The organism is Pseudoalteromonas aliena SW19 (genome assembly GCF_014905615.1).
GTDB lineage: Bacteria > Pseudomonadota > Gammaproteobacteria > Enterobacterales > Alteromonadaceae > Pseudoalteromonas > Pseudoalteromonas aliena.
Genome location: NZ_AQGU01000025.1, coordinates 862,687 through 888,062, shown reverse-complemented (window position 1 = coordinate 888,062; position 25,376 = coordinate 862,687). Strand labels below are relative to the sequence as shown.

General features: G+C 39.3%; 25 protein-coding genes and 10 tRNA genes. 13 read left to right on the top strand and 22 right to left on the bottom strand.

From position 1 onward, the window contains the following. Positions 1–20: 20 nt before the first annotated feature. The 3 genes from PALI_RS09540 to PALI_RS09530 all read left to right on the top strand — a co-directional run bounded on the left by PALI_RS09540 (position 21) and on the right by PALI_RS09530 (position 3,653). Positions 21–2,453, top strand: coding sequence for a Lon protease family protein (locus tag PALI_RS09540; RefSeq protein WP_226894530.1), 2,433 nt, complete (start codon positions 21–23; stop codon positions 2,451–2,453). 2 nt (positions 2,454–2,455) lie between these two features. Then, positions 2,456–2,932: an FKBP-type peptidyl-prolyl cis-trans isomerase gene (locus tag PALI_RS09535; protein WP_193155911.1), complete on the top strand. Its 477-nt coding sequence runs from the start codon at positions 2,456–2,458 to the stop codon at positions 2,930–2,932. 196 nt (positions 2,933–3,128) lie between these two features. Then, the gene (locus PALI_RS09530) at positions 3,129–3,653 is read left to right on the top strand and encodes a hypothetical protein (protein ID WP_193155690.1); all 525 of its coding nucleotides are present in this window, start codon (positions 3,129–3,131) and stop codon (positions 3,651–3,653) included. A gap of 21 nt (positions 3,654–3,674) precedes the next feature. On the opposite strand, the gene PALI_RS09525 is transcribed toward PALI_RS09530, so the two are convergent. From PALI_RS09525 to PALI_RS09515, 3 genes are all read right to left on the bottom strand, one after another. Further along, entirely contained in the window at positions 3,675–4,199 is a 525-nt protein-coding gene (locus tag PALI_RS09525; RefSeq protein WP_193155689.1) for a CIA30 family protein, read from the bottom strand. Between the two features lie 536 nt (positions 4,200–4,735). After that, positions 4,736–5,284 (bottom strand): hypothetical protein, encoded by a 549-nt coding sequence (locus PALI_RS09520; RefSeq protein WP_193155688.1) that lies wholly within the window; start codon positions 5,282–5,284, stop codon positions 4,736–4,738. Between the two features lie 10 nt (positions 5,285–5,294). After that, entirely contained in the window at positions 5,295–5,870 is a 576-nt protein-coding gene (locus tag PALI_RS09515) for a hypothetical protein (RefSeq protein WP_077539072.1), read from the bottom strand. A 215-nt stretch (positions 5,871–6,085) separates the two neighbouring features. On the opposite strand from PALI_RS09515, the gene PALI_RS09510 reads away from it, so the two are divergent. From PALI_RS09510 to PALI_RS09475, 8 genes are all read left to right on the top strand, one after another. Further along, a complete protein-coding gene (locus tag PALI_RS09510) occupies positions 6,086–7,096 on the top strand; it encodes an RDD family protein (RefSeq protein ID WP_193155687.1) in 1,011 nt (336 codons plus the stop codon). A gap of 88 nt (positions 7,097–7,184) precedes the next feature. Then, positions 7,185–7,436, top strand: a complete 252-nt coding sequence (locus PALI_RS09505; RefSeq protein ID WP_193155686.1) for a type II toxin-antitoxin system Phd/YefM family antitoxin — start codon at positions 7,185–7,187, stop codon at positions 7,434–7,436. Then, positions 7,426–7,716 carry a type II toxin-antitoxin system RelE family toxin gene (locus tag PALI_RS09500; protein WP_193155685.1) on the top strand — a complete coding sequence of 97 codons (291 nt, stop codon included), beginning with the start codon at positions 7,426–7,428 and terminating at the stop codon, positions 7,714–7,716. Before PALI_RS09505 ends, PALI_RS09500 begins: the two co-directional genes overlap by 11 nt. 81 nt (positions 7,717–7,797) lie before the next feature. Continuing rightward, positions 7,798–8,373: an alpha/beta hydrolase gene (locus tag PALI_RS09495; RefSeq protein WP_226894529.1), complete on the top strand. Its 576-nt coding sequence runs from the start codon at positions 7,798–7,800 to the stop codon at positions 8,371–8,373. 72 nt (positions 8,374–8,445) lie between these two features. After that, a complete protein-coding gene (locus PALI_RS09490) occupies positions 8,446–9,330 on the top strand; it encodes an IS982 family transposase (RefSeq protein WP_077538070.1) in 885 nt (294 codons plus the stop codon). A 105-nt stretch (positions 9,331–9,435) separates the two neighbouring features. Further along, complete coding sequence (locus PALI_RS09485; RefSeq protein WP_226894528.1) at positions 9,436–9,642, top strand: hypothetical protein; 207 nt, start codon at positions 9,436–9,438, stop codon at positions 9,640–9,642. A gap of 89 nt (positions 9,643–9,731) precedes the next feature. After that, positions 9,732–10,181 (top strand): ATPase, encoded by a 450-nt coding sequence (locus PALI_RS09480; RefSeq protein ID WP_193155684.1) that lies wholly within the window; start codon positions 9,732–9,734, stop codon positions 10,179–10,181. Positions 10,182–10,221: 40 nt separating this feature from the next. Continuing rightward, entirely contained in the window at positions 10,222–10,566 is a 345-nt protein-coding gene (locus PALI_RS09475) for a 2OG-Fe(II) oxygenase (protein WP_193155683.1), read from the top strand. A 50-nt stretch (positions 10,567–10,616) separates the two neighbouring features. On the opposite strand, the gene lnt is transcribed toward PALI_RS09475, so the two are convergent. From lnt to miaB, 5 genes are read right to left on the bottom strand one after another with little or no spacing between them, the layout of a single operon-like run. Further along, positions 10,617–12,167, bottom strand: coding sequence for an apolipoprotein N-acyltransferase (gene lnt, locus PALI_RS09470; RefSeq protein ID WP_193155682.1), 1,551 nt, complete (start codon positions 12,165–12,167; stop codon positions 10,617–10,619). Next, entirely contained in the window at positions 12,148–13,032 is an 885-nt protein-coding gene (gene corC, locus PALI_RS09465; protein WP_193155681.1) for a CNNM family magnesium/cobalt transport protein CorC, read from the bottom strand. Before corC ends, lnt begins: the two co-directional genes overlap by 20 nt. A gap of 22 nt (positions 13,033–13,054) precedes the next feature. Next, positions 13,055–13,513 (bottom strand): rRNA maturation RNase YbeY, encoded by a 459-nt coding sequence (gene ybeY, locus PALI_RS09460; RefSeq protein WP_077538397.1) that lies wholly within the window; start codon positions 13,511–13,513, stop codon positions 13,055–13,057. 4 nt (positions 13,514–13,517) lie between these two features. After that, complete coding sequence (locus tag PALI_RS09455; protein ID WP_193155680.1) at positions 13,518–14,573, bottom strand: PhoH family protein; 1,056 nt, start codon at positions 14,571–14,573, stop codon at positions 13,518–13,520. 51 nt (positions 14,574–14,624) lie between these two features. Continuing rightward, positions 14,625–16,073, bottom strand: a complete 1,449-nt coding sequence (gene miaB, locus PALI_RS09450; protein ID WP_024598305.1) for a tRNA (N6-isopentenyl adenosine(37)-C2)-methylthiotransferase MiaB — start codon at positions 16,071–16,073, stop codon at positions 14,625–14,627. Positions 16,074–16,329: 256 nt separating this feature from the next. Here miaB and PALI_RS09445 point away from each other — a divergent pair, with 256 nt between their 5' ends. Together PALI_RS09445 and PALI_RS09440 are read left to right on the top strand one after the other, a co-directional pair. Then, on the top strand, positions 16,330–17,499 hold the full coding sequence (locus PALI_RS09445) for an FAD-dependent monooxygenase (protein ID WP_226894527.1): 1,170 nt from the start codon (positions 16,330–16,332) through the stop codon (positions 17,497–17,499). A gap of 622 nt (positions 17,500–18,121) precedes the next feature. Beyond that, positions 18,122–19,699, top strand: a complete 1,578-nt coding sequence (locus PALI_RS09440; RefSeq protein ID WP_193155678.1) for a putative bifunctional diguanylate cyclase/phosphodiesterase — start codon at positions 18,122–18,124, stop codon at positions 19,697–19,699. Positions 19,700–19,714: 15 nt separating this feature from the next. Here PALI_RS09440 and PALI_RS09435 read toward each other — a convergent pair. From PALI_RS09435 to PALI_RS09370, 14 genes are all read right to left on the bottom strand, one after another. Further along, a tRNA-Gln gene (locus PALI_RS09435) sits at positions 19,715–19,789 on the bottom strand. Positions 19,790–19,828: 39 nt separating this feature from the next. Then, a tRNA-Leu gene (locus PALI_RS09430) sits at positions 19,829–19,913 on the bottom strand. Between the two features lie 71 nt (positions 19,914–19,984). Then, positions 19,985–20,059, bottom strand: a tRNA-Gln gene (locus PALI_RS09425). Positions 20,060–20,098: 39 nt separating this feature from the next. Next, positions 20,099–20,183, bottom strand: a tRNA-Leu gene (locus PALI_RS09420). 71 nt (positions 20,184–20,254) lie between these two features. Next, positions 20,255–20,329, bottom strand: a tRNA-Gln gene (locus tag PALI_RS09415). 39 nt (positions 20,330–20,368) lie between these two features. After that, positions 20,369–20,453, bottom strand: a tRNA-Leu gene (locus PALI_RS09410). Between the two features lie 93 nt (positions 20,454–20,546). Further along, positions 20,547–20,623, bottom strand: a tRNA-Met gene (locus PALI_RS09405). A gap of 5 nt (positions 20,624–20,628) precedes the next feature. After that, a tRNA-Gln gene (locus PALI_RS09400) sits at positions 20,629–20,703 on the bottom strand. Between the two features lie 39 nt (positions 20,704–20,742). Beyond that, positions 20,743–20,827 (bottom strand) — tRNA-Leu (locus PALI_RS09395). A 45-nt stretch (positions 20,828–20,872) separates the two neighbouring features. Continuing rightward, positions 20,873–20,949, bottom strand: a tRNA-Met gene (locus PALI_RS09390). Between the two features lie 889 nt (positions 20,950–21,838). Then, complete coding sequence (ychF, locus tag PALI_RS09385; RefSeq protein WP_193155677.1) at positions 21,839–22,930, bottom strand: redox-regulated ATPase YchF; 1,092 nt, start codon at positions 22,928–22,930, stop codon at positions 21,839–21,841. Positions 22,931–22,983: 53 nt separating this feature from the next. Further along, the gene (pth, locus tag PALI_RS09380) at positions 22,984–23,568 is read right to left on the bottom strand and encodes an aminoacyl-tRNA hydrolase (RefSeq protein ID WP_138584937.1); all 585 of its coding nucleotides are present in this window, start codon (positions 23,566–23,568) and stop codon (positions 22,984–22,986) included. Positions 23,569–23,587: 19 nt separating this feature from the next. Next, positions 23,588–24,199 (bottom strand): 50S ribosomal protein L25/general stress protein Ctc, encoded by a 612-nt coding sequence (locus PALI_RS09375; protein WP_138584938.1) that lies wholly within the window; start codon positions 24,197–24,199, stop codon positions 23,588–23,590. 148 nt (positions 24,200–24,347) lie between these two features. Continuing rightward, entirely contained in the window at positions 24,348–25,295 is a 948-nt protein-coding gene (locus PALI_RS09370) for a ribose-phosphate pyrophosphokinase (RefSeq protein ID WP_077538386.1), read from the bottom strand. Positions 25,296–25,376: the final 81 nt, after the last annotated feature.

The following is a 25,376-nucleotide window of genomic DNA, read 5'->3' as shown; positions in this document are numbered from 1 at the left end:
TGGTAAACAAAGAAGTTAGAATGACGAAAAAATTGCTGCCATTACCTGTATCTGCACTCGCACCGAGTATTTCGACTCATCATGTAAACACATGTATGAGTAATCCATATCCAGAGCCACTTACTTTTATAGGCCAACAACGTGCCCAAAGTGCGCTAGATTTTTCCTTGGGGATGGATCTACCTGGTTATAACGTTTATGTAATGGGCGAGGCGGCTCATGGGCGTTATACACTCGTAAAAGATAAACTCAAACAACATGCAAAAGACAGAGCGACACCTAACGAATGGTTATACGTAAATAATTACGCCGATCACCGAGAGCCCATTGCATTGTTTATGCAAGCAGGGCAAAGCAAACTACTCAGTGACGACATCGACTCATTTTTAGATGAAGTGCTCGATACGTTTCCCGCTGCATTCGATAACCCAGCGTATCAACGCAAGAAAAAATCAATCGATCGCGAATTTAATGACGCTTACGACAGCGCCATCACGGCTGTAGAAATAGCGGCACTTGAGCAAAGCGTTGCACTAGTCGAAGAAAAAAGCTCAGTAGGGTTTGCACCACTTGTTGACGGTAAACAATTAAGCGACAGTGAATTTGGCGAACTTGAAGAAACATTACGCGAAGAGTTTTTTGAAAAAATAGAAAAGCTAGAAGACGCACTAATAGAAGCGTTAATAGAATTGCCGCGTTGGAAGCGTGAATCAAAAGAAAAACTTCGTAATCTTAAAAAGTCGACTGCAGAGCAAGCCACTAAACCACTTCTAAAAGATTTAGAACATAAGTACGCCACACACATTGGCGTACTGCGTTATTTAAAAGATATACGCGTTGAAATTATCGATGCTGTACTTGAATGGCTAGATGACGAAGATGAAAGTGAAGAAAGCAAAGAAGACTTTGACCGCAAAGGCATGCTGACCGACTTTTTTGCACCCAATATTTTAGTTGAGTTTAAAGAAGACGATGCAGCGCCAGTGGTGTATGAGCCAAACCCAACCTTTGGTAACATATTTGGTAAAATTGAATACGCGACATCACAAGGCACGTTAATTACGAGTTACCGGTCAATTCAGCCAGGTGCATTGCATCGTGCTAATGGCGGTTACTTAATAATGGATGCTGAAAAAATAATGGCAAACCCGCAAGTGTGGGATGGTTTGAAATTGTGTTTAAAAACGCATCAGATAAAAAATGATTTACCGTATCAAGATAGTACAGTCGGGACGAGTTTTACACTTCGCCCGCAGCTCATTCCACTCGATGTGAAAATTATTTTATTAGGCTCTCGCGAGCTGTACTACACCATAGGTGAATATGACGAAGAATTTGCTGAACTATTTAGAGTATTAGCCGACTTTGACTACTACCTGCCAAGCAGCGATAAATTACAGTACCAGTTTATTACCAAAGTTACAGAGTATTGCGAGCAAACTTTAAAATGCACCACTACGCAAGCGGCGATGGTGAGGTTACTTAAATTTAGCTATCGACAAGCAGAGCATCACAATAAATTATCTGCTCGTTTTGCTGATGTTTTAGAGCTTGTTGCAGAGGCGAGTTACTACGCCAAGCAAGATAATCAAACATTAGTTGATGCGCACCATATTGATGAAGCTATTGAAGGCAAGCAATACCGTACTGGTCAAATTAGCGAAAATATGCTAAGTGATATAAAAGAAGGTCACACGCTTATTGCAACCGACGGCCAAGCTATTGGTAAAGTAAATGGCTTAACGGTACTGCACATTGGTGACACTTCATTTGGTACACCGGCGCGTATTACGGCAACCGTTTATGCCGGCGCTGATGGGGTCATTGATGTAGAACGTGAAGCCGAGCTTGGCAAAGCAATTCACTCAAAAGGGGTGATGTTGCTTACTGGTTATTTAGGCAATAAATACGCCCAGCACTTTAGCTTAACGCTTAGTGCAAACATTGCTATTGAGCAAAGCTATGGTTACATAGATGGCGATAGTGCATCTTTAGCTGAGCTCTGTGCACTTATATCATCCATCACTAGTTTGCCTATTAGCCAGTCTATCGCGCTTACAGGTTCTATTAACCAACACGGTGATGTACAAGCCATTGGCGGCGTAAACGAAAAAATAGAAGGCTTTTTTAAACTGTGCAAAATGCGTGGTTTAACTGGCTCGCAAGGCGTTATTATTCCTAAATCAAACCAAGTTAACTTAGTGCTAGACGATGAAATACTCAACGCAGTAGAAAGTGGTAAATTTAATATTTACGCGGTAGAAACTGTTGATCAAGCGCTTAACTTACTAATGGATATAGAAGCAGGCGATATTATTGATGACCAGTATCCAGAAAACTCAGTAAACGGTATTGCGCTTGCTCGCCTAAAAGAGATTGCCGACATAGTAAACGGCGATGATGAAAAAGACGAAGAGCTAGATAATGAAAAGCTAGGCACCGAAAAAGGTTAATGATGATCAATATAATTTTGGCGGTGGTAATCGCTATTTTTTGTTTTTTAATATTTCAAAATAGTAAAAAAGCAAAACAACAAGCAGGCATAAATGCACAAATAGGCGCTGACTATTTAGCGGCTAACGCAAAAGTAGAAGGGGTAGTTGAAACCGCTTCTGGCTTGCAATACAAAGTAGTGCACAAAGGTGAAGGCGTAAATAAACCAACTTCAAGAAGCATGGTTAACGTGCATTATCATGGCACATTAATCGATGGCACTGTGTTTGACAGTTCAGTAGAGCGTAAAACACCGATTAGTTTTGGGTTGCACCAAGTGATTAAAGGGTGGACAGAAGGCTTACAGCTAATGAGCCCTGGCGATAAATACACTTTTTATGTACCGCACCAATTAGCATACGGCGAAAAACGTGTGGGGAGTATTCCTCCTGCCTCAGTACTTATTTTTGAAGTAGAGTTACTGGCAATTGAGTCGTAACTTGATTTGAAGTAATTAATTGCTAAAGCCCTACTTTAATAAAGTGGGGCTTTTTGCTTTTAGTTCACGTTAAAATTTACTCAAGGATTTTAATACGAGGTCGATAGTTATAATACCAATTGCATTAAATTAGTGTTCTATTATAGCGCTAATAAAATTGGTATAAATGTGACAAAGCTATTTTAGGGATAAAATAATGAAAATTTCACCCGCACCCATTCAACATCAAGCATACAACTACAGCAACCAGCCTTTAATACAATTAGGACAGCAACGTGCTGAAGACACATCTGAAGAAGTCCCTGAAGAAGAACCTGAGTATGTTTTATCAGAATTTTTAGACGCTAAGGTGCAAAAGTACAGTGAAGATAATGCAACATTTAGTGATCAGTATAAAAATCTAGAAAAAGCATATAAGTACTTCACGCAGCAGGTTGTTGCATTACAGGAGCAAATTAACAAGCTTAAACAGAGCCCGCTACAACGTAGCTTAACCATAGATAGTAGCGCATATGAACAAGATAAAGACGATGCCCGTTTGACTATAGATACCGAGCATATGGGTTCTAAAAAATATAAAAGCGAGCAACAACAGCAGCAAATAAATATGTTAGAGCTGCAACTAGGTGAGTTAAAAACAGAGCAAGCTGCACTAAAGCAACAAATGATTGAGCTGATAATTAACGAAATGAGAAGGCGAGGCGATGACTATACTATTTAGCGCCACCAACATGCTGGTGGATTAGGGCCTAAACTGAATTTTACTCACTTCAAGCTTAAATTTACCTTCTTGCTTACCTGCAATCATAAAGCCGAGCTGTTTTATATCGTTAAAATCAATAGTAGGTTGTTGATCTAGCACTCTTCCGCGAAAGGTTAGCGTAAAATCGCTCGGGATAAAATTAATATTTACCCACTCGTTTTTTACTGTTTTAAATGAGTGTGTGTACGCTGCACCATCAAGATAATCTGTGGTCCTGAGTCTGAGCTGATAAGTTTGCCCATCACCTTTAACACGCAGCGTTATACCTTTAGTATTTTGACTTTGTGTATTTAGCTCCGTACGTATTGATGCAAAGCCCCCATTATTATCGAGCGATACATTACCCGTAAACACTAAACTGTCTTGCGTTTGAACCACTTGGCTATTAGACATACCCCCCATTACAGAATCATTAACAACATACCAGCGTTGATCAGCATTGGCCTCAGTGCTTAATAGTAATGCGTTAAATATAAAAAGTGATGAAAGTTGCTTAGTGGTCATAGAGTTTTCCTAGTTGATTTAAATAGTTAACCTGAACTCGGGTTAAGAGATTTACTAACATATTGAATCATAATTATATTTAAGTTTGTTTTTCTAGCCAGAGGTTTTTAGTGAAAACAAGGCATGTTTACGCGTCAATAGAGAACCTATTGCACGTAAACTCAGCGCAGTTAGCACAAAATAGCTGCTTGAAATAGGTTTATTATTCAGCGTTCAGGTTAGATATACGGCTTCGCACTTTATTTGTTCACTTATTTCAAAACTAATTTATGTTTACGCATCCACTTAGTCATTATTAAAGGATATGGGTTTTTCTCTAGAGTAAATTTAATGCAGTTAGCGCTGAGAATAGCTGTTTGAAATAGATTTATTATTCAGAATTCAGATTACTTCTTTTACATAACGTTAGCATGGTTGGAGTGATTTTTTTTAGCAATGGTAGGTATACTAATTAGCGTGTATTATAAAAAAGGAGAGGTAGATAATACCGCTCCTTGTGAACTTAAATTAGTTATTTTAGTTAGATGTTATGTATTTTATTGTATTGATTCAATAAATTTTTCATCAGAATATAAGTTTTTAAGTAGTTTCTGAATTAACGCCACATAACTTCTTTGACCATTTGGAATTGCAATTGCACCCATAATAGATGAATCAAAGGTATGCTCAGCAGACACTACTTTTTCGAATAAAATGCTATCTCCTTCTGAAACAACAAAGTTAACTTTTATAAATGCACTACCATTTGAAAAACCAGTCACATCTATATCGTGATCAACTAGCTTTCCAGTTACTTGTTTTTTTGCAACACCAGACCACAGCTTAGCAAGCTTTAATTCTTGTAATAAAGCGTTTTCAATATACTCACCGTAGCTAGTACCCACAGAGGAAATTAAAGGAGAACCACGTAACGATATTTTGTTTAATTTTTTTTCTGATTCAATTTTACCAACAGAAATAGGATTCTTTGATACTTCTTTTAATTTTGATACATTGCTAATGTCAGCATTGTAAGGTGGGACTTGTATAGTACATGCGCTTAGAAACAAAGCAGCAATCAATCCAAATGAGCTTTTGAATTTCATTTTTATTCCTTTATAAATTTGAATTATCAAGTTCTACAACTAACTTGCTAAATGCTTCTTCTGTTGCGCGTTTTGCTGATAAAGAAAAATCGCTTTTAAATTCATCAAATTCAGCTTTACCAAAACCTTTAACTTCCTTATTCCACGCTATATCACCATCATTATTTAAAGCTTTACAATTTAGCGTAAATGTAAACTCTGTTGGTGGCCATGTAAATAAGCTATCTGAGCTAGAGTTTGTTGTTATTGTTGGAATAAATACGTACTTTATATTCTTGTCTTTTAAAAAAGCACTATCGGTTAAAGATTCGATTTTATAAACGTTTTCAAATTTATTTGAAAGTACGGTATACAAAGCCGCTTCTGTGTCTTTATAAGGCTTATAGCTAACATTATCGCCACCACCGCCTGGTGTTTTTACTTGTTTTTTAATGTCATCTTCAGAAATATAATAGCCTACAATCGATGCTGATTTTTTTTCTGTCACTTGTAGTTTTTCTGTATCGGGATTTAAACTTATTTGGTGAGCACAACCGCTCAACACAACCACCGAAAACAAGAAAAATAAATTTAATATAAACTTCAAAATATACTCCATATATTTAAATACACAGCTAAAAATGCTATGTGGGGCGGTAAATATAGATAAAGTTTACATAATTGTAAATAATGTAATTTGTTGGTTTGTTAAAGTTTGTAAAGTATTATAAGCATGTGATTTTTTTATAATTTTTAATCTTGAGCAAAAAATCAAAAACGGGTAAGTTAGTACGAGTACCTATTTTAATAATAAGCATATAAATGAAAGCCAAAGAAATAGAGCAATTACAATTATCGAGCTCTGAAACTAGAGAGGTTATTACGCCATACGCCTTTAAAATTGATCAGACCTTACTAGGTTTGCCTTTAGCAACACCCACACGACGCGCATTCGCGATAATAATTGATGTAGCGCTGATATTTTTAGCCGCTAAACTCAGCGCGGCTTTAATCGCACTTGTCGCTGCAATGGCTTTTTATAAAGGCACTGCGCAGCAATACCTTCCAAAAATGTCATCGTTTTGGCGCAGAGCCCTAAAAGTTTTTGCAGCAGGTTTTTTATTTGTAAGCGCACTTACTGTACTTTCAATTGGCATAGATTACCTAGAAGACGATAACGCAGATCAAAGTTTGGCTGTTCAGGGCGTAAAAATACAAGATGAAATTGAGCTTACTCCCGCAGAAAAACAACGCGTAAATGCTTATTTAACGCAAACAGCCGATGAAAGCTGTGATCAACCTTGCCAACAAAACGCACTTGATAATTTAATTGGGCAAGTTCCCAAGTTAGCAGAAATGGATGACCTACAAAACCCACAACTTGCTACTGTATTTTTACAACTCTTAGTGCTCAGTGAAAATAACGAAATAAAGGCTGCACAGTCAATAGAAGAAAAACCAGCACAAACAACCACAAATAGTATTTTGCAGTGGGGCAAAGGCATTATTGAAGATTTAGGACTAGGCTTTGGCTGGGCTGCTGTTTACTTTACGTTGTTCTCCTTACTTTGGCGCGGCCAAACACCGGGTAAAAAAGCATGCAATATCCGTGTTGTTGCTTTAAATGGTGAGGCATTAGGGTTGCTCGATTGCTTTGGCCGTTACGGCGGCTACGGCGCAGGTTTTGCTACGGGGTTATTGGGGTTCCTGCAGATATACTGGGATCCAAACAGACAAGCCATTCAAGATAAAATATCAGCAACAGTGGTTATTAAAGGTAACTTGAATCAAGTTGTAAATGTTGAAACCGTTGTAGATACAGTGAAAGAGTAACAAAAACTGACGAAATTATAAAAAAGTATAGCTAAAAATAAAAAAAGGTCTAAAATTAGAGCTTAATTTAGTTCTTTTTAGGTGTTTTATGAGACAGGTTTTAGCTGATTGTTCGGCAAGTATTTCAGAGCTTAAAAAAAATCCAACCGCGCTTTTGAATGAAGCAGATGGTGCTGCAATAGCCATATTAAATCATAATAAGCCCGCAGCTTACTTAGTGCCTGCACAAATGTATGAGCTACTAATGGAACAACTGGATGATTATGAACTAACGAAAGTTGTTCAGAGCCGCAGAGGCGATTTATCTCAAGCGATTGCAGTTAGTATAGATGACTTATAAGTTAAAGTTTTTACCTGCGGCACTAAAGGAGTGGGGGAAGCTTGCACCTCCACTTAAAAGCCAGTTTAAAAAGAAGCTCATTGAGCGCTTAGATAATCCGCATGTGCCAGCCTCTAAATTACGCGGCTTCGATAATGTTTACAAAATAAAATTGCGTACGGCAGGATATCGCCTAGCTTACGAAGTTATTGATGACGAAATTGTGGTTTATGTACTGGCAATTGGTAAACGCGATAAAGATGCAATATATAAAAAGTTAGCGTCACGAACTAAGGAGTAGCTTAGCAATAAAAGCAGTGTTTTGCTTGTTCAAAGAAAGCCAGACGTTTCTTCTTGGTTTGTTATTAATACAAGGATAGGTATGAAAGTCTTATCAATAATATTTTTATATTTATTTTTTACAGTAAATGTAAATGCCTCAGAGCCTATTATTTTAGCTAAAACCCACCAGCTTAAGTCTATTATTTTAGATGAGCAACGCAGCTTTAGTGTCTATTTACCGCCAAGCTATAATGAAAATTCTAATAAAGTATACCCAGTTATTTACTTGCTCGATGGTGACCAAACACATCTAAAAGCTGTCGCCGGGCTAGTAGAGGCACTTAGTACGGAACGGCTAGAGCAGCAAATACAACAAGCAATTATAGTAGCCATTCCTAATAGTAAATATGCGATAAGAGAACGTGACTTTACCCCAACCAATGTTGATTGGATATTTAACGGTAAACTTCTAGAAAAGTTTGAAAATATTGGCAACGCTGCAAACTACAGCGCCTTTTTTGAAAAAGAACTGATTCCACTGATTAATAAAAATTACCGCACATCAACTAAACGCGTATTAATTGGCGAGTCTTTTGGTGGTTTGTTTGCCAGCTATGTATTGCTTTCCAACCATGCGCTATTTACAGATTACTTAATTAACCTGAATCTCGTTTAAGAAATTGAACTAAATGCCTGTTCCGAGATCCGATCTTTCGACCAAGAACGATTGGATAAACAAGGAACAGGCATGATTAAATTAGTTGAATTGTTTTGCGATGTCGATGATTTTTGCAAAGTATTTATACCCCAATGGAAAAAACAATTACTCGAAGATGGCACCCAAAAACGTCAGCGAGCAGGGCGTATGACGACCAGTGAAATTATGACTATTGTTATTAGTTTTCACATGTCACATCATCGTGATTTCAAAAACTACTACCTTGGTTATGTATCACTTATGTACAAAAGTGAATTTCCTAACTTACTCAGTTACACACGATTTCTAGCCGTTATGCCGAGAGTAATTGTGCCAATGTGTGCCTATTTCACTTCACTTAAAGGTAAACCCACAGGCGTTGAATTCATTGACTCTACATCTATTAAGGTCTGCCACAATATTCGTATTCCAAGACACAAAACCTTTGATGGAATAGCCCAGCGAGGTAAAGGAACGATGGGATGGTTTTACGGCTTCAAGCTGCATTTAGTCGTTAATCATCATGGTGAAATTGTTGCTGCGAAAGTGACAACAGGAAATGTACATGATACTCAACCAGTCCGCGAATTAGCGAGCTGCCTGACGGATAAATTATACGGTGACAAAGGATATTTAAGTAAGGCTTTAGAAGCGGATTTGCTCGATAAAGGGGTAAAGCTCATTACGACGGTTCGCAAAAATATGAAGGCAAAAGCGATGTCATTATGGGATAGAGCGATGCTTTCAAAGCGTTTTATAATCGAAACAATTAATGACCAACTCAAGAATATATCCTTCATTGAACATTCGAGACATCGGAGTATGAACGGCTTTATGTTGAATTTAGTGGCTGGATTGGTGGCTTATTGCTTTAAAGAAAATAAGCCACACCTTAATTTAACTGACGTAGAGCTTAATGCATTAGTTATCGCTTAAGCAGATCTCAGGTTAATTATTGATGCAACCTACCTGTGGGATAATAACTTCCTAAACCGTTATTTTGATGAGAAGCAGCTAATAAATAAGCTGCTTAAAGGCAATGTGTATTTTACCTTTGCAAATAACGGCGAAGCGTTTGGCGAAATTGGTAAAACAAATTACCGATGGGGTTTAGCATTTGTTGAAAAGTTAAAAGCACACTCAAGCGATAATCTAATTATAAATCAACGTTACTTTGAAGATGAAACTCATGGCACAGCCGCCGCACTTAGTTGGTATTATGGGTTAAAAAGCTTATTAAAACGGTAAACTTTAACCTGTAAACTTGGTAAGAGAAAAGGAGTTACTTTGGGTATAGTATTTACGAAATTCAGTGGTAAAAATTAAAAGGGAATTAAATGAATAATAATTTCAATGACATTATAAAAGGCTTTTTTTGGGGAGTAGGGTTTGTAATTGCAACTCTAGGTGGTATTAGTGTGTACGCGCTAACAATAGCCGCTGAAGTGGATAGTGGATTTAAAGAGCTGGTTTCTAATAACGTATTAGATAGCACGTCTGATTTAAGTAATGATTACAAACTTACTCTTTCTGATATTTTTAAAGAAAATGGGCGTGTAAGAATAACTGCAGAGCTAAAAAATATAACCAACGAAAGCATATATGCTGGTGGAGTTATTGCTTCTACATTTGATGAGAACGGCAAATTTGTTGGTAATTGTTTAAGTAAAAGCGATGACATATTTATAGAACCAAATAAGAGTAGCTATATTGATATTCACTGCAATCTATTAAGACCGCAGGCGAGCAGAGTACACTCTGCAGAATTAAAGTTTAAGTGGTTTTAACATTTTAAAAAGGATTTTTAGAACGAGTGAAAGTGTAGTTATGGCAAGAAAATTATTTAGTTGGCAGCAAGGGCGACAAGAGTCGGGCTACGATAAAATGTTATTGTGCCGCATACTATTCCCTTTAAAATTTGATGTATACTTAATTAAATTCCCACAAGGGAGTGAAATAAAACCGCATATCGATGAAGTAAAAACTGGCAGACATTTTAGGCTCAATATTGTGTTGAAGCATGCCGCAAAAGGTGGTGAGTTTATTTGTGGAAATCCAATTATAAATTACAGCCGAGTTAAACTTTTCAGGCCCGATATTGAGCAGCATCAAGTATTAAAAATAGAACAAGGTATTCGTTATATTTTAAGTATAGGTTGGATTAAAAAGTAAATTGACGTAGGTTGGGAAGAGCGAAGCGAAACCCAACTATAAACTTCAATTTACTTCCTTAACCTAACTCCAAATGCACCAATCCCTAATAACACCACAAATCCCCACACAAACATGTTGCCGTATTGGCTGTATACGCTGTCGCCTTGTATAAGCTTAATGTTGGCTTTTAATATAGTAGCTTCAAACTGAGGCATGGTTTGTTGTGTGTGGCTTATGGGGTCGTATACGGCGCTTACCCCATTGTTGGTAACGCGCACTAGAGGGCGTTGTAGTTCGAGCGCCCGCATGCGGGCTATTTGCATGTGTTGCAAAGGCCCAATAGAGTCGCCAAACCAAGCATCGTTACTGACAGTAAATAGTAGGTCGGAATCGCTTTTGTAATTACCGCGTACTAAGTCGGCAAATACTATTTCGTAGCAAATAGCAGGGAGTAAGTTATAGCCATTGGCGCGCAAGTTGTTTTGCACTTTGTCGCCACGCGTAAAGGACGACATAGGTAAATCGAATAATGGGGCAATAGGGCGCAAAAAGTCTTGAAATGGCACAAATTCGCCAATCGGTAATAATTGGTGTTTTTGATAACGGTTTTTATCGAGGTAGCGGTAATGGCCGTGCTCGTCGCCGCGTTCTTTATTACCAACCACAATAAGCGTATTGAATATGTTTTTGGTGTCTCGCTGGTAGTCAACAATGCCGGTTACAAGGGCGGTTTTATTAAACGAGGCGGCGCTGTCGAGTCCTGCTAGGTAGGAGTCAGCAAGCATTTCTATTTCAGGCACTGCGGCTTCTGGCCAGACTATTAAGTCGGCATCCCAATGTGGACGCGTCATGTCTTGGTATTTGCTCATGGTGGTCCAAAACTCACTTGGCTCAAAGCGCAGGTGTTGTTTTATATTACCTTGCACCAGTAAAGTCGACATGCTTTTACCTGAATATTGCACCGACCCTGTGGTAAGTGCTGCTGTAAAAATAAGGGCAAAGGTAATCGCGGTAACTACAGGGGTTTTAAAATCTTTTTGAGTTGCACGATAAAGCGCAAAACCAATGATAATACACACAAGAGTCAGGCCAAACTCGCCAATATAAGAGGCTAATAGCCTAAGTGGTCCGTCAGTTTGTGTATAGCCAAAACTTAACCACGGGAAACCAGTGAGCAGTGTACTACGTAAATATTCGCTAATCGCAAAACTGGTAATAAGCAGCGCACCAAAACTTTTCGGACCGCTGGCAAGGCGAGACGCTAAATAAAAGGCGAGTGCTGGAAATAACGCTAAGTATGAACACAGCAAGGCCATTAACGACAGTGATGCTATAAGGGGCATGCCGCCAAAGGTAGCAATAGATACATGTACCCAGCTAATGCCCGCGCCAAACCAGCCTAGGCCAAATATAAAACCATATTTAGCAGCGGTTTTTGCGTGTGCTTTACCGGTATTATTAGGATTAACGCAAAAAATTATGGCAGCAAGGCTTAAAAATACAATGGGCCAAATTTCAAAAGGGGCATAGCCAAAAGTTAAAACAAGGCCCGCAATAAATGCGAGCCATGCTTTTTTATCTTTTGCTAGTAGGGTAAGTCTAGTTAGCAGTTTCTTCACTGTCGTGATCATCAGCCTTAGGAACGGTGACTTGCAGTTGCAATATACGGCGATTGTCGGCGTTGGTTACTTTAAATTGGTAACCTTCTATGTCAATTGTTTCACCACGACTTGGCATATGACCAAAGGCATGCAGTACAGTGCCACCTATGGTATCTGCTTCATCGGTACTGTAACCTGTTTTAAAATGCTCGTTAAAGTCATCAACAGGCGTAAGTGCTTGTACAACGTGAACATGTTTAGCGAGGCGACGAATATCTTGTTGATCTTCTTCTTCGTCGTGCTCATCTTCTATTTCGCCAACAATTATTTCAAGAATATCTTCAATGGTCACTAAACCCGATACGCCGCCGTACTCATCAATTACAATCGCCATATGGTATCGTTGCTGACGAAACTCGTTAAGCAGTGTATCAACACGTTTACTTTCAGGCACTACCATAGCTGGACGTAAATAATCACGCAGCGAAGGGAGTAGCTCGTCTTTATTTAAGATCAGTGGTAATAGATCTTTAGCAAGTAAAATCCCTTCTACATGGTCTTTGTCTTCAATCACCACCGGAAAGCGTGAGTGAGTTGAATCGACCATCATTGGAATTAGCTCTTCAAGCGGGCTGTCGATCTCAAGAGTGATCATTTGTGAGCGCGGAACCATAATGTCTCGCACTTTAAGCTTGGAAACACCAAGCACACCTTCTATCATCTCTTTTGTTTCTGGATCGATTACGTCTCGTTCTTGCGCATCGGCAATTACTTCGACCAGCTCTTCTCTATTCTGGGGTTCCCCTTGCAACATTTGAGCTATTCTGCCCAACCACGTTTTGCCAGAAGAACCCTGGCTAGATTGCGAGTTACCGTCGCTCATTGCGTCTAATTGCTCCGTTAATTTAAATATCGTCCCGATATGGGTCTGCTATGTTTAGCTCTGCAAGTAATTGCTTTTCGATGCTTTCCATCTCAAAAGCATCTTCACTCTTTATATGGTCAAATCCAAGTAAATGCAAGCATCCATGAATAACCATATGCGCAAAGTGATCATGAAATGACTTCTCTTGCTCAATTGCTTCAGCTAATACAATGGCTGGGCAAATAATTAAATCACCAACCAAGGGAATATCGATTCCCGGTGGTGCTTCAAATTCGAACGACAATACGTTGGTCGGTTTGTTTTTACCGCGATAGTCGTTATTAAGTTGTTGCGATTGCGCTTCGTCGCTAATAACGATGCTGAGCTCTGACTCGTCACGGTATTGGCTAAGGGCTTTGTCGGCCCACAGTGCAAATTGTGCTTCGCTTGGGAGGTTGTCAAACTCACAGGCTATTTGTAAATCAAGTTCTGTTGTCAAGGCATTACTCTTTTGTAGACAGTTGTTGAGCGGCAAGTGCGTCTTTTGCATTTTGCTTTTCAATGCGCTTTAGTCGCTCGCTTTCGTCGTTACGCTCGTAGGCTTCAACTATGCGCGCTACAACAGGGTGGCGTACTACATCGTGAGCCTTAAAGTAGTTAAAGCTAATTTCGTTTACACCATCAAGCACTTCAATTGCATGGCGAAGGCCTGAGCGCGTACCACGAGGTAAATCGACTTGTGTTATATCACCCGTAATAACCGCTTTTGAGTTAAACCCGATACGGGTTAAAAACATTTTCATTTGCTCGGCGGTGGTATTTTGGCTTTCATCTAAAATAATAAAGGCATCGTTTAAAGTACGTCCGCGCATGTAAGCAAGCGGTGCGACTTCAATAATATTTTTTTCGATGAGTTTTTCTACTTTTTCAAAACCTAGCATTTCAAACAAAGCGTCGTAAAGCGGGCGCAGATATGGGTCTATTTTTTGGCTTAAGTCACCAGGTAAAAAGCCAAGCTTTTCGCCTGCCTCTACAGCGGGGCGCGTTAATAATATGCGGCGAATTTCTTGGCGCTCTAGGGCGTCAACGGCGGCAGCAACGGCAAGGTAGGTTTTACCAGTACCAGCAGGGCCAATACCAAAGGTAATGTCGTGGTTTAAAATATTAGCCACATAAACACCTTGGTTATCGTTACGTGGTTTAATAACACCACGGCGCGTTTTAATCACCATTTCTTTGCCGTAAGCGCTGCTTGATGCATCTTGCTCTAGGGCTTTTGATTCGGTAATAGCTAAATGAACGGCATCGGGTTCTATTTCGCCTAAAATACCACGCACTGGCTGAGTATCAACATAAAGGTTTTTTAAGATTTCTACAGCGCCGGCGCAGTTGTGTAGTTTACCGGTTACTTTAAAAAAGTTGTCACGGTGAATTATTTCAACAGTTAGTTGGCGTTCAATTTGTTTGATGTTTTCGTCAAACGGGCCACATAAAGAAGAAAGGCGTTTGTTATCGGCAGGTTCTAAATAAATCTCTAATGTTTTTAACTGATTACTCAAAATTGCTTCCTATCGTACTGCGCCAGTGTTAACTGGCGCTAATAATTTTGACTAAGGAACGAAAGTAGCTACGCCAATTTCGTTAACAGTGTCTGGTTTTGGCTCTGCAGCTGCAGCTTTAGTTAAAATAGCTGAAGGCGCGATTTCACGTCGTAAGTTCATTTCTGATTCTGTACGAATTAAGTCACCACGTAAAGAGTTAGGTAGTGCTTCGGTAATACGTACGTCAACAAACTGTCCGATCACCGTGTGCGGGCCAACAAAATTTACTACACGGTTGTTTTCGGTACGGCCACGTAATTCCATTGGGTTCTTTTTTGAAGGACCTTCAACAAGTATACGTTGCTCTGTATCGAACATTTGACGGCTAATTTGTTGCGCCATTTGTGTAATACGATTTTGTAATAAGTATAAGCGTTCTTTTTTCTCTTGCTCTGTTACATCATCTGGCAAATCTGCCGCTGGTGTACCTGGGCGTGCACTGTAAATAAAGCTAAAGCTCATATCAAAACCAATGTCGCTAATAAGCTTCATAGTTGCTTCAAAGTCTTCTTTACTTTCGCCTGGGAAACCAATAATGAAATCTGACGACATGCTTAAGTTAGGGCGAATTTTGCGTAACTTACGAATTGTCGATTTGTATTCAATTGCCGTATGGCCACGTTTCATTAAGTTTAATATACGGTCTGAACCACTTTGTACTGGTAGGTGTAAATGATCTACAAGCTCAGGTACATCGGCGTAAACGTCAATGATGTCTGGCGTAAATTCTACCGGATGCGATGTGGTGTAACGAATGCGGTCAATACCATCAATAGCAGCTATTAAACGAATTAAATCTGAGAAATAACATATTTCGCCATCGTGCGTGTCCCCGCGGTAGGCGTTTACGTTTTGACCTAGCAGGTTTACTTCACGTACGTTTTGCTCAGCAAGCTGTGCAATTTCAAGTAATACGTCATCGACTGGGCGGCTAACTTCTTCGCCGCGAGTATACGGTACAACACAAAAAGTACAGTATTTAGAACAGCCTTCCATTATTGATACAAAGGCAGATGGGCCATCCGCTTTTGGCTCTGGCAGGCGGTCAAACTTTTCAATCTCTGGGAATGAAATATCAACAACCGATGAGCCTTTATCGCCTTGCACTTGTTTAATCATTTCTGGTAAACGGTGTAGCGTTTGCGGGCCAAAAATAACATCTACAAACGGGGCGCGTTGGCGAATAGAGTCACCTTCTTGTGAGGCAACACAACCACCTACACCAATTATTAAGTCTGGCTTGTCGTCTTTTAACAACTTCCAACGGCCTAATTGGTGAAATACTTTTTCTTGTGCTTTTTCACGAATTGAACAGGTGTTGAGTAAGATTACGTCGGCATCTGTTGCATCGTCAGTTAGCTGATAGCCGTTGGTCGCATCTAAAAGTTCAGCCATTTTCTGAGAGTCGTATTCGTTCATCTGACAACCCCAGGTTTTAATATGCAGCTTTTTACTCATTGAAATATAGCCTCGTGTTCAATTCGATAGTGGCACAAAAATGTGCTTAAAACAGGATTAAGGAGCAAGCATGCTCACTTAAAGGACGCGTATTTTAGCTGGATACCCGCCCAGATCCAAGTATAGTTTTCATGTTTGTGATCTCAAATCAATACAGGGCGAGTTTAATCAGCTGTTAGGGATATCCTCTGGTATAAAACAAATTAATTTTGATACAATCAAAACAGACTCAAGTAATAATAAAATGATGAAAAACATGACCAAAAATAATGTGATAGTGGTTGGCGGGGGCATGGTTGGCGCGGCTATGGCGATAAAGTTGGCTCAGCAAGGCTTTGGCGTACGTATAATTGAAAAACACCTAATAGACCCATCGCAAATTCTTAGTAGCGATAAGGTGGATATTAGAGTGTCGGCTATTAATCGTTTTTCAGAAAATTTACTTGATGAATTAGGGGCAATGGCGCTTTTAAGGCAAAACCGCATAGCGCCTTATCAACAATTAGAAGCATTTGAGCGCGGTGGCGACAATTTGTTATTTGATTGCGCCGATATAAATACGACCCATTTAGGCCACTTGATTGAAAATAATTTAATTCAAGCGAGTTTGTGGCAGCAATTTTCACAATATAATATCGAGGTTATAGAGCAAGCAGCACCAATAACCAAAATAGAGCAAACGGCAGATTTAATTACGCTTATTTATGACAAGCAGAGTTATACAGCCGATTTAGTGATTGCAGCCGATGGCGGGCAGTCGCAACTTCGAAGCAAAGCAAATATAGGTATGACTGGCTGGGAGTATCAGCAGCATTGCATGGGGGTGTTAATTAAACTCGATGCACCGCAACAAATTAAAACATGGCAACAGTTTACGCCAAGTGGGCCGTTAGCCTTTTTACCAATGCAGGCACCATACGCTAATTTAATTTGGTACGACGATGCCAACACACTGCAAGCGTTTAAAGGGCTAAACTCAGCTCAGTTGAAAACCCACATATTGAGTAAATTCCCTGAGCTTGCTGGGGATTTTGAAGTACAAAGCCATGCGATATTTCCGCTTACTCGACAACATGCAAACAATTATTCGCAAGGGCGCTTGGTTTTAGTGGGCGATGCGGCACATACAATTAACCCACTTGCAGGGCAGGGCGTTAATTTAGGTTTTCAGGACGTAGTGGCACTTGCTGAGGCTTTAAATGAAGCAGGAGATATAGGTTGCCCGCTAAAACTTAAAGAATACGAACGAGCTCGCCGTAGGGCTAATTTATTAATGATGAGCATGATGGATGCGTGTTACTTTGGGTTTTCTAATCAAATTACGCCACTTAAATGGGCACGTAGCCAGTTTTTAAAAATGGCTAATAATACCGGACCGATAAAAAATTGGGTTTTAAAATACGCCATTAGTGGTGAAATTGGCTAGGGTCTGTTGATCTTTCAAGGTTAAATTTGCAGCAGTCTGTTTGGTATTTAGGCAAGGCAGAGCCTATGTAGTGTGGTTATTCCCCATAAATGGGCGATAACGTAGCATTAATGCCAAACAGGCGCTGCCCAAAGGGTTCTTCCTAGGGGCTATTTACTCTTTGTTGCTCGGTTTTTACTTAGCCCACTCGATTACAAACCTCGCGCCGCGATTAAATAGCCCCTAGTTTGAACAAATTTTAATCCGCAAAGATCAACAGACCCTAATAAAGCATGCTCAACGATAGATACAATTAATTGCTCATGAACAGTGAGCCGATTAATGCTTACAGGGACGTAAGCATTAATACCAACTTGCATAAATCTGTAATTTTCTAAACGTTAAATAGACCCCATATATAAGCAGATTGATATAAGAATAACGCAGGAGCAGTTACTAAGCCCTTTCGATTACAAATCTTACGGCGCGATTAGATTCTTCAAGATAGAAAAAATTCCAATCCTAAAAGCACAACAGCGCTTAGTTTCTCCTTGATATCCCCCACATTTTTTATGTATTTTATTCCGTTATCTGTTTTATTAGCCATAATAAATAGATAACAAAGCGTATTAAAAGAGTGTGTGTGGACAATTTATTTATTTTTATGATTTCAGTAGGAGTGTTACTTTTAGCTGTAAGCATAAAGCCGGCCTTAAAAATATGCACAAAAACAAATAGATTTGCTTGGGGTTTATTACTTGTTTTTATTGTGTGCTTTATTTTTGGCTACTGGTGGGTACTTTATTACTTTGTTAATAATGATGTTAATCAATCTATAGCGTTAAGCGTCTCGGTTATTTTATTAGGAGGTGGTGCATTTGTTTATTTGGTTATTCGGCTAAGTCTAAAAAGCATTTTAGAAATTGAACGCTCTGCTGAACATCAGCGTTTTTTAGCAGAGCACGATAGCCTAACAAACCTTCCTAATCGGAAAAAGTTTTTTAAAGTTGTTAATAAAAAAATAGAATGCAACGAACCTTTCATTTTATTACTGATCGATTTGAGTAACTTTAAACGCGTTAACGATGCTTATGGTAATAGCTTTGGTGACTCGTTATTATGCTTGTTTTCTAAAGTCCTTAGCCAGTATTTATCTGAATTTGCTAAATTGTATCGAATAGGTGGCGACGAGTTTGCTGTGGTATTAAATGCGGTTTCTCAACACGCTTATATTAACTGCATACGCTTAATTAACGACGCTATAGCAAACCCGTTTTCTATTCATGAGCAAAGTATACGAGTTTACTTAAAAATAGGAGTGAGCGACTACCCAAAAGACAGCATGCAGACAAATGAGTTATTTAAGCAAGCCGATTTAGCTCTTCATGAAGCAAAAAAAACACAGCAACAGGTTGTTAATTATTTCAGCGATTTGAGTGCACGAGCAGACGATTTGTTTAATATGTCGACAAAAATTAAAAGAGCATTAAAAAACCAAGAGTTCGAGCTTTTTTTACAACCCATCTTTGCTTCAAAACACGATGATATGCATGGCGCAGAGGTATTAATTCGCTGGCCACAAAATGATGGCACGTTCATTGGCCCTGATATATTTATAAAAACGGCGGAGCAAACGGGGCAAATTTTAGCTATATCAAAATGGGTGGTGTTAGAAACAATCCAGCATTTAAAAAAACTCAAAAAAGCAGGGTTTAAAGGCTCGTTACATGTCAACCTTTCAACAAGGGACTTAGAGAGCTTAGACTTTTATGAATTTATAGAGCCGTTAATTAATTTAGATCCGACTTTAAGTGATTTTATTATGTTTGAAATTACAGAAGGTGCAATGATGACTAATATAGATACAGCACGCAGTATGATGTACAAACTAAATGCACATGGTTTTGAGTTTAGTATTGATGACTTTGGTACTGGGTTTTCTTCGTTATCACTCTTAAGAGAATTACCAATTAGCCAAATAAAAATAGATCAGTCGTTTATTAAAGAGATGCTGACACAGATTGCAGATTACGCGATTGTTGAATCAACGTTATTTTTAGCTAATAGACTTAACTGCAAGGTTGTTGCAGAAGGGATTGAAAATGAATATTTACAAGAAGCGCTAATATCAATGAATTGTGATTATTTACAAGGATATTATTATAGTAAGCCAATTAGTATTGATGATTTTATTAAAAAATATTTTTATGAGGAGGTATAAAATTGTTTAACAAATTGGCTGGGATACCAGGATTTGAACCTGGGAATGCCAGGATCAAAACCTGGTGCCTTACCGCTTGGCGATATCCCAACTATAAATTTGAATTAATTTTAGTTCTTAATAAGAACATGGTGCGGAAGGAGAGACTTGAACTCTCACAACCTAAGTTACTGGAACCTAAATCCAGCGCGTCTACCAATTCCGCCACTCCCGCATCACTAATTTGCTAATTTTAACTCTAAGCTAGAGTGATTCTTATATCCAACTTTCCTTGGTAGAAGAAGTTGGCTGGGATACCAGGATTTGAACCTGGGAATGCCAGGATCAAAACCTGGTGCCTTACCGCTTGGCGATATCCCAACTAAGAATATTTGATAATTTGAGTTCCTATCAAGAACATGGTGCGGAAAGAGAGACTTGAACTCTCACAACCTAAGTTACTGGAACCTAAATCCAGCGCGTCTACCAATTCCGCCACTCCCGCATTACTAGTCTGCTAATTTAAACTCTAAGCAAGAGTAATTCTTATATCCAACTTTCTTTGGTAGAAGAAGTTGGCTGGGATACCAGGATTTGAACCTGGGAATGCCAGGATCAAAACCTGGTGCCTTACCGCTTGGCGATATCCCAACTAAGAATATTTGATAATTTGAGTTCCTATCAAGAACATGGTGCGGAAAGAGAGACTTGAACTCTCACAACCTAAGTTACTGGAACCTAAATCCAGCGCGTCTACCAATTCCGCCACTCCCGCATATCACTTTGAATTAATCAAAGAAATGGTAGTTATTTTAAACTCTTCATTGAGTGCAATTTAACTCTTGCAGAGCCACTTCTAAAAAAGAAATGGTGGCTAAGACGGGATTTGAACCTGTGACCCCATCATTATGAGTGATGTGCTCTAACCAGCTGAGCTACTTAGCCATTGTTGGCTGGGATACCAGGATTTGAACCTGGGAATGCCAGGATCAAAACCTGGTGCCTTACCGCTTGGCGATATCCCAACAATAACAATTGATAGTTTTAATTCTTATCAAGAATTATGGTGCGGAAGGAGAGACTTGAACTCTCACATCCTAAGATACTGGAACCTAAATCCAGCGCGTCTACCAATTCCGCCACTCCCGCACACAAGGTAGTTATTTTAAACTCTTCATTGAGCAACAAAAAATATGGTGGCTAAGACGGGATTTGAACCTGTGACCCCATCATTATGAGTGATGTGCTCTAACCAGCTGAGCTACTTAGCCATCTTTTTTGTTAGCACTTCATCGCTGAGTGCGGGGCGTATTATGCTGATATGACCCAAATTCGTCAACACCTTTTTTGCAAAAAAACACTTAACTGTGTTTGTTTGCAGGAAAATTAAGCTAACCGGCTAAATTTTAATAAAAATGCTGTTTTTTTAACACCCTTTAAAGTTCAACATCTCGTTTATTCTGAAATTTTTTAATTCAGCCTCATAACCAAAGTAGAGAAATTAGCAACTAGTGCCTTTTAACATTCGAGATGGTTGGTTTTTAATGATTTAAATTTAAACTTAAACTTGTTTGATCATAATGCGCGTACACGCATTAAGAGAACTTAGGGCCTGTTTATCTTTGGTGGTTAAATTTGGCTGTAGTGTGTTTGGTTTTATGTAAGACTGTGCCTGTGATGTTTGGCATTAATACGTTATAACGCAGTATTAATGCCAAACATGTGCTGCCCTTTGGAGCACATGATAACGTTATTCAAAATTTTAGCCTCATTAATGGGTTATTTCTTATCGTTAAATAACCTGAACTCTGGTTAAGAGATTTACTAACGTATTGGATCATGGTGATATTTAAATTTATTTTCTCTAGCCAGATATTTTCAGTGAAAACAAGGCGAATTTACGCGTCAGTAGCTGGCCTATTGCAAGTAAATTCAACGCAGTTAGCACTGAAAATAGTTGCTCGAGATAGATTTATTATCCAGAGTTCAGGTTAAATAGCTCCTATACTTATACAGGTTGGTATAAACACGCTTTTAGGTGCTTTGCTAATGCAGTGGAGGGGGTTATGCTGAGTGGCTGTTGTATTTAGCTGATACAAAAAAGGCTCGTAAACACGAGCCTTTAAAAATTAATTCCCATCTAAATGGGTTTAATTTTATTTATACGTTAAACAAGAAGTTCATTACATCGCCATCTTTAACAATGTACTCTTTACCTTCTTGACGCATCTTACCAGCTTCTTTTGCACCGCTTTCGCCTTTAAAAGCAACAAAGTCGTCAAAAGCAATCGTTTGCGCACGGATAAAGCCACGCTCGAAGTCGGTATGGATTTTACCCGCTGCTTGTGGTGCAGTTGCACCGACAGGGATTGTCCATGCGCGTACTTCTTTTACGCCAGCTGTGAAGTAAGTTTGTAATTGTAGTAATTCATAACCACCACGAATAACAAGGTTAAGACCTGGCTCTTCTAGACCAAGATCAGCCATAAACTCAAGCTTGTCTTCGTCATCTAATTCTGAAAGCTCAGATTCGATAGCGGCACATACAGGAACAACAATCGCATCTTCAGCAGCAGCTATAGCAAGAACACGGTCAAGGTATGGGTTATTTTCAAAACCATCTTCAGCAACATTTGCAATATACATTGTTGGTTTGATAGTTAAAAAGTTTATAGAGCTGATTGCTGCTTTTTCTTCTTTAGTTAATACTAAAGCACGTAAAGTTAAGCCTTCGTCAAGATGCACTTTTACTTTTTCAAGTACAGCATTTTGCTCTTTAGCATCTTTATCGCCACCTTTTGCTTTTTTTGCATTACGGAAAAGGGCTTTTTCAGCGCTATCCATATCAGCAAGTACTAACTCAGTGTTGATTACATCAATATCGTCAGCAGGGTCAATAGTGCCTGCTACGTGGATGATGTTTTCATCTTCAAAACAGCGAACTACGTGGCCAATTGCATCAGTCTCACGAATATTAGCTAAAAACTGATTACCAAGGCCTTCACCTTTGGATGCGCCTTTAACTAAACCGGCAATATCTACAAATTCCATACTCGTGGTAAGAACTCGTTGCGGGTTAACAATTTTAGCAAGTTCGTCTAAGCGAGGATCTGGCACCGGCACCACACCTGTATTAGGTTCAATGGTACAAAAAGGAAAGTTAGCGGCTTCAATACCCGCTTTGGTTAGTGCATTGAAAAGCGTTGATTTACCAACGTTAGGCAAGCCAACGATGCCACATTTAAAACCCATAGTAAGATACCTTGTTTAGAATTCGTTTAAACGGTGTACTTGGACCCAAGTTACTAGGGTTTAAACGAATGTAGTCTGTTTTGTGCTTTTAACACACCATCTTTTGCAAGTATTTCCATGCAACGAACTGCTTCATCAACAGCAGCATCCATTTTTTCTTGGTCTTCTTTGGCCGCTTTTCCAAGCACCCAACCAGTTACCATTTCACGATGCCCCGGATGACCTACACCAATGCGCAAGCGCATAAAGTCTTTTTGATTTGCCATTTTTGCAATAATGTCTTTTAAGCCATTATGACCGCCATGCCCGCCGCCTTTTTTTAATTTGGCAACGCCTGGGTCTAAATCCAATTCGTCATGAGCAACTAAAATGCTTTCGACAGGGATTTTGAAAAAATTAGCTAAACTACCGACCGCTTTACCACTTAAATTCATGTAAGTAGTGGGGATCAATAATTTGAATTCTTGGCCTTGAATGATCACTTTGCCTGTAAGGCCGTGATATTTAGGATCGTGTTTTAGAGTGCAGTTATAGCGTGCAGCGATTTGCTCGATGAACCAAGCACCTGCATTGTGGCGTGTGTTTGCGTATTCGGGGCCTGGATTAGCCAGGCCCACAAGCATTTGAATAGAATTCAAGGTTGCGAGACCTTAAAAATTATTCTGCTGCTGCAGCGTCGTCTTCAACTGGAGCTGCTTTGTTTGCTTTGATAGTCAGGATAGACTGATCATGGCCTTCGCCTTTAGCTAAATCTACAGAGCTAACGCCTTTAGGGAAAGTAAGGTCTGAGATATGAACTGAATCGCCAACAACAAACTTAGAAACATCTACTTCGATGAATTCTGGAAGTGCTTTTGGAAGACACGTAATTTCAACTTCAGTTAACTGGTGAACAACAGTTGCGCCAGCTTTAGTTACAATCTCTTCACCGATGAAGTGTAGAGGAACTTTAGTTTGAAATTTATGAGTAGCATCTACACGTTGGAAATCAAGGTGAGTAAGCTTAGGCTTGAATGGGTGACGTTGAATATCTTTTAAGATTACTTCAACAGCTTCGCCATCTACGTTAAGCGTAAGGATATGCGTGTAAAAACCTTCGTCTTCTTGTGCTTTGATCATATCTTTATGAGCAAAAGTAAGAGATAGGGCTTCTTTATCAGCTCCGTAAAGGATTGCAGGAACTTTGTCTTCGCGACGTAGGCGGCGGCTCGCACCAGTACCAGTTTCTACGCGAAGTTCAGCGTCATAAGTGTAAGTTTTGTTAGACATAATGTCTCCAATAATTATAAGTGTGGGGCCTTTGCGACCAAGGACCCCAGCCAAAAGGCGCGCTATCATACCACTGCGAACTTGTAAAATATACACAGTCCACAAAAAAAGCGCCAAAAGGCGCTTTTATATTCAAAAATGTTTAACTTTAATGTTCAAACATCGCTGAAATAGATTCTTCGTTACTAATACGACGAATAGTCTCTGCTAACATATCTGCTAACGTTAGTACTTTTACTATATCAAGTGCTTTTAGTTCTTCAGATAACGGAATTGAATCAGTTACGATTACTTCATCGATAACCGAATTACGCAAATTTTCAGCCGCTTGACCAGAAAGAATAGGGTGCGTAGCGTAAGCAAATACACGCTTAGCGCCATGTTCTTTAAGTGCTTCAGCAGCTTTACATAACGTACCACCGGTATCAATCATATCATCAACGATAATACAATCACGGCCTTCAACATCACCAATAATATGCATTACTTGTGAAACGTTCGCTTGAGGGCGACGTTTATCAATAATAGCTAAATCAGTGTCGTTTAGAAGTTTTGCAATTGCGCGAGCACGTACAACACCACCAATATCTGGAGATACAACAACAACATCTTCAAAATGACGAGCTTTCATATCTTCAAGCAATACTGGGCTGCCAAATACGTTATCAACAGGTACATCAAAGAAGCCTTGGATTTGTTCAGCATGTAAATCAACCGTAAGAACACGGTCAACGCCTACGCTTGATAAGAAATCGGCAACAACTTTTGCTGTAATTGGTACTCGAGCAGAACGTACACGACGATCTTGACGGGCATAACCAAAATAAGGAATGACGGCAGTAATACGACCTGCAGACGCACGACGTAGGGCATCAACCATAACGATAAGTTCCATAAGGTTATCGTTTGTAGGGGCACAGGTTGATTGCAAGATAAAAACATCCGAGCCACGAACATTTTCATTTATTTGAACACTGATCTCACCGTCGCTAAAACGGCCAACAACAGCATCGCCTAATTCAATATATAAACGTTTTGCAACTTTTTGAGCTAACTCAGGTGTTGCGTTACCAGCGAAGAGCTTCATGTCAGGCACGGTTGGGTTCCTCAGGCACTGAAATTTTGGACTAACGAGCAATGATAAAGATCATTGCGAGTTAACTTATGATTACTTTTA

Coding starts and splice junctions, on each gene's coding strand:
- PALI_RS09535 (WP_193155911.1), top strand. CDS start 2,456: ATGATCAATATAATTTTGGCGGTGGTAATCGCTATTTTTTGTTTTTTA.
- miaB (WP_024598305.1), bottom strand. CDS start 16,073: ATGAGTAAAAAGCTGCATATTAAAACCTGGGGTTGTCAGATGAACGAA.
- PALI_RS09445 (WP_226894527.1), top strand. CDS start 16,330: ATGACCAAAAATAATGTGATAGTGGTTGGCGGGGGCATGGTTGGCGCG.
- PALI_RS09530 (WP_193155690.1), top strand. CDS start 3,129: ATGAAAATTTCACCCGCACCCATTCAACATCAAGCATACAACTACAGC.
- PALI_RS09495 (WP_226894529.1), top strand. CDS start 7,798: ATGAAAGTCTTATCAATAATATTTTTATATTTATTTTTTACAGTAAAT.
- corC (WP_193155681.1), bottom strand. CDS start 13,032: ATGAGCGACGGTAACTCGCAATCTAGCCAGGGTTCTTCTGGCAAAACG.
- PALI_RS09510 (WP_193155687.1), top strand. CDS start 6,086: ATGAAAGCCAAAGAAATAGAGCAATTACAATTATCGAGCTCTGAAACT.
- PALI_RS09475 (WP_193155683.1), top strand. CDS start 10,222: ATGGCAAGAAAATTATTTAGTTGGCAGCAAGGGCGACAAGAGTCGGGC.
- PALI_RS09500 (WP_193155685.1), top strand. CDS start 7,426: ATGACTTATAAGTTAAAGTTTTTACCTGCGGCACTAAAGGAGTGGGGG.
- PALI_RS09480 (WP_193155684.1), top strand. CDS start 9,732: ATGAATAATAATTTCAATGACATTATAAAAGGCTTTTTTTGGGGAGTA.
- ychF (WP_193155677.1), bottom strand. CDS start 22,930: ATGGGTTTTAAATGTGGCATCGTTGGCTTGCCTAACGTTGGTAAATCA.
- PALI_RS09375 (WP_138584938.1), bottom strand. CDS start 24,199: ATGTCTAACAAAACTTACACTTATGACGCTGAACTTCGCGTAGAAACT.
- PALI_RS09520 (WP_193155688.1), bottom strand. CDS start 5,284: ATGAAATTCAAAAGCTCATTTGGATTGATTGCTGCTTTGTTTCTAAGC.
- PALI_RS09540 (WP_226894530.1), top strand. CDS start 21: ATGACGAAAAAATTGCTGCCATTACCTGTATCTGCACTCGCACCGAGT.
- PALI_RS09490 (WP_077538070.1), top strand. CDS start 8,446: ATGATTAAATTAGTTGAATTGTTTTGCGATGTCGATGATTTTTGCAAA.
- PALI_RS09505 (WP_193155686.1), top strand. CDS start 7,185: ATGAGACAGGTTTTAGCTGATTGTTCGGCAAGTATTTCAGAGCTTAAA.
- PALI_RS09525 (WP_193155689.1), bottom strand. CDS start 4,199: ATGACCACTAAGCAACTTTCATCACTTTTTATATTTAACGCATTACTA.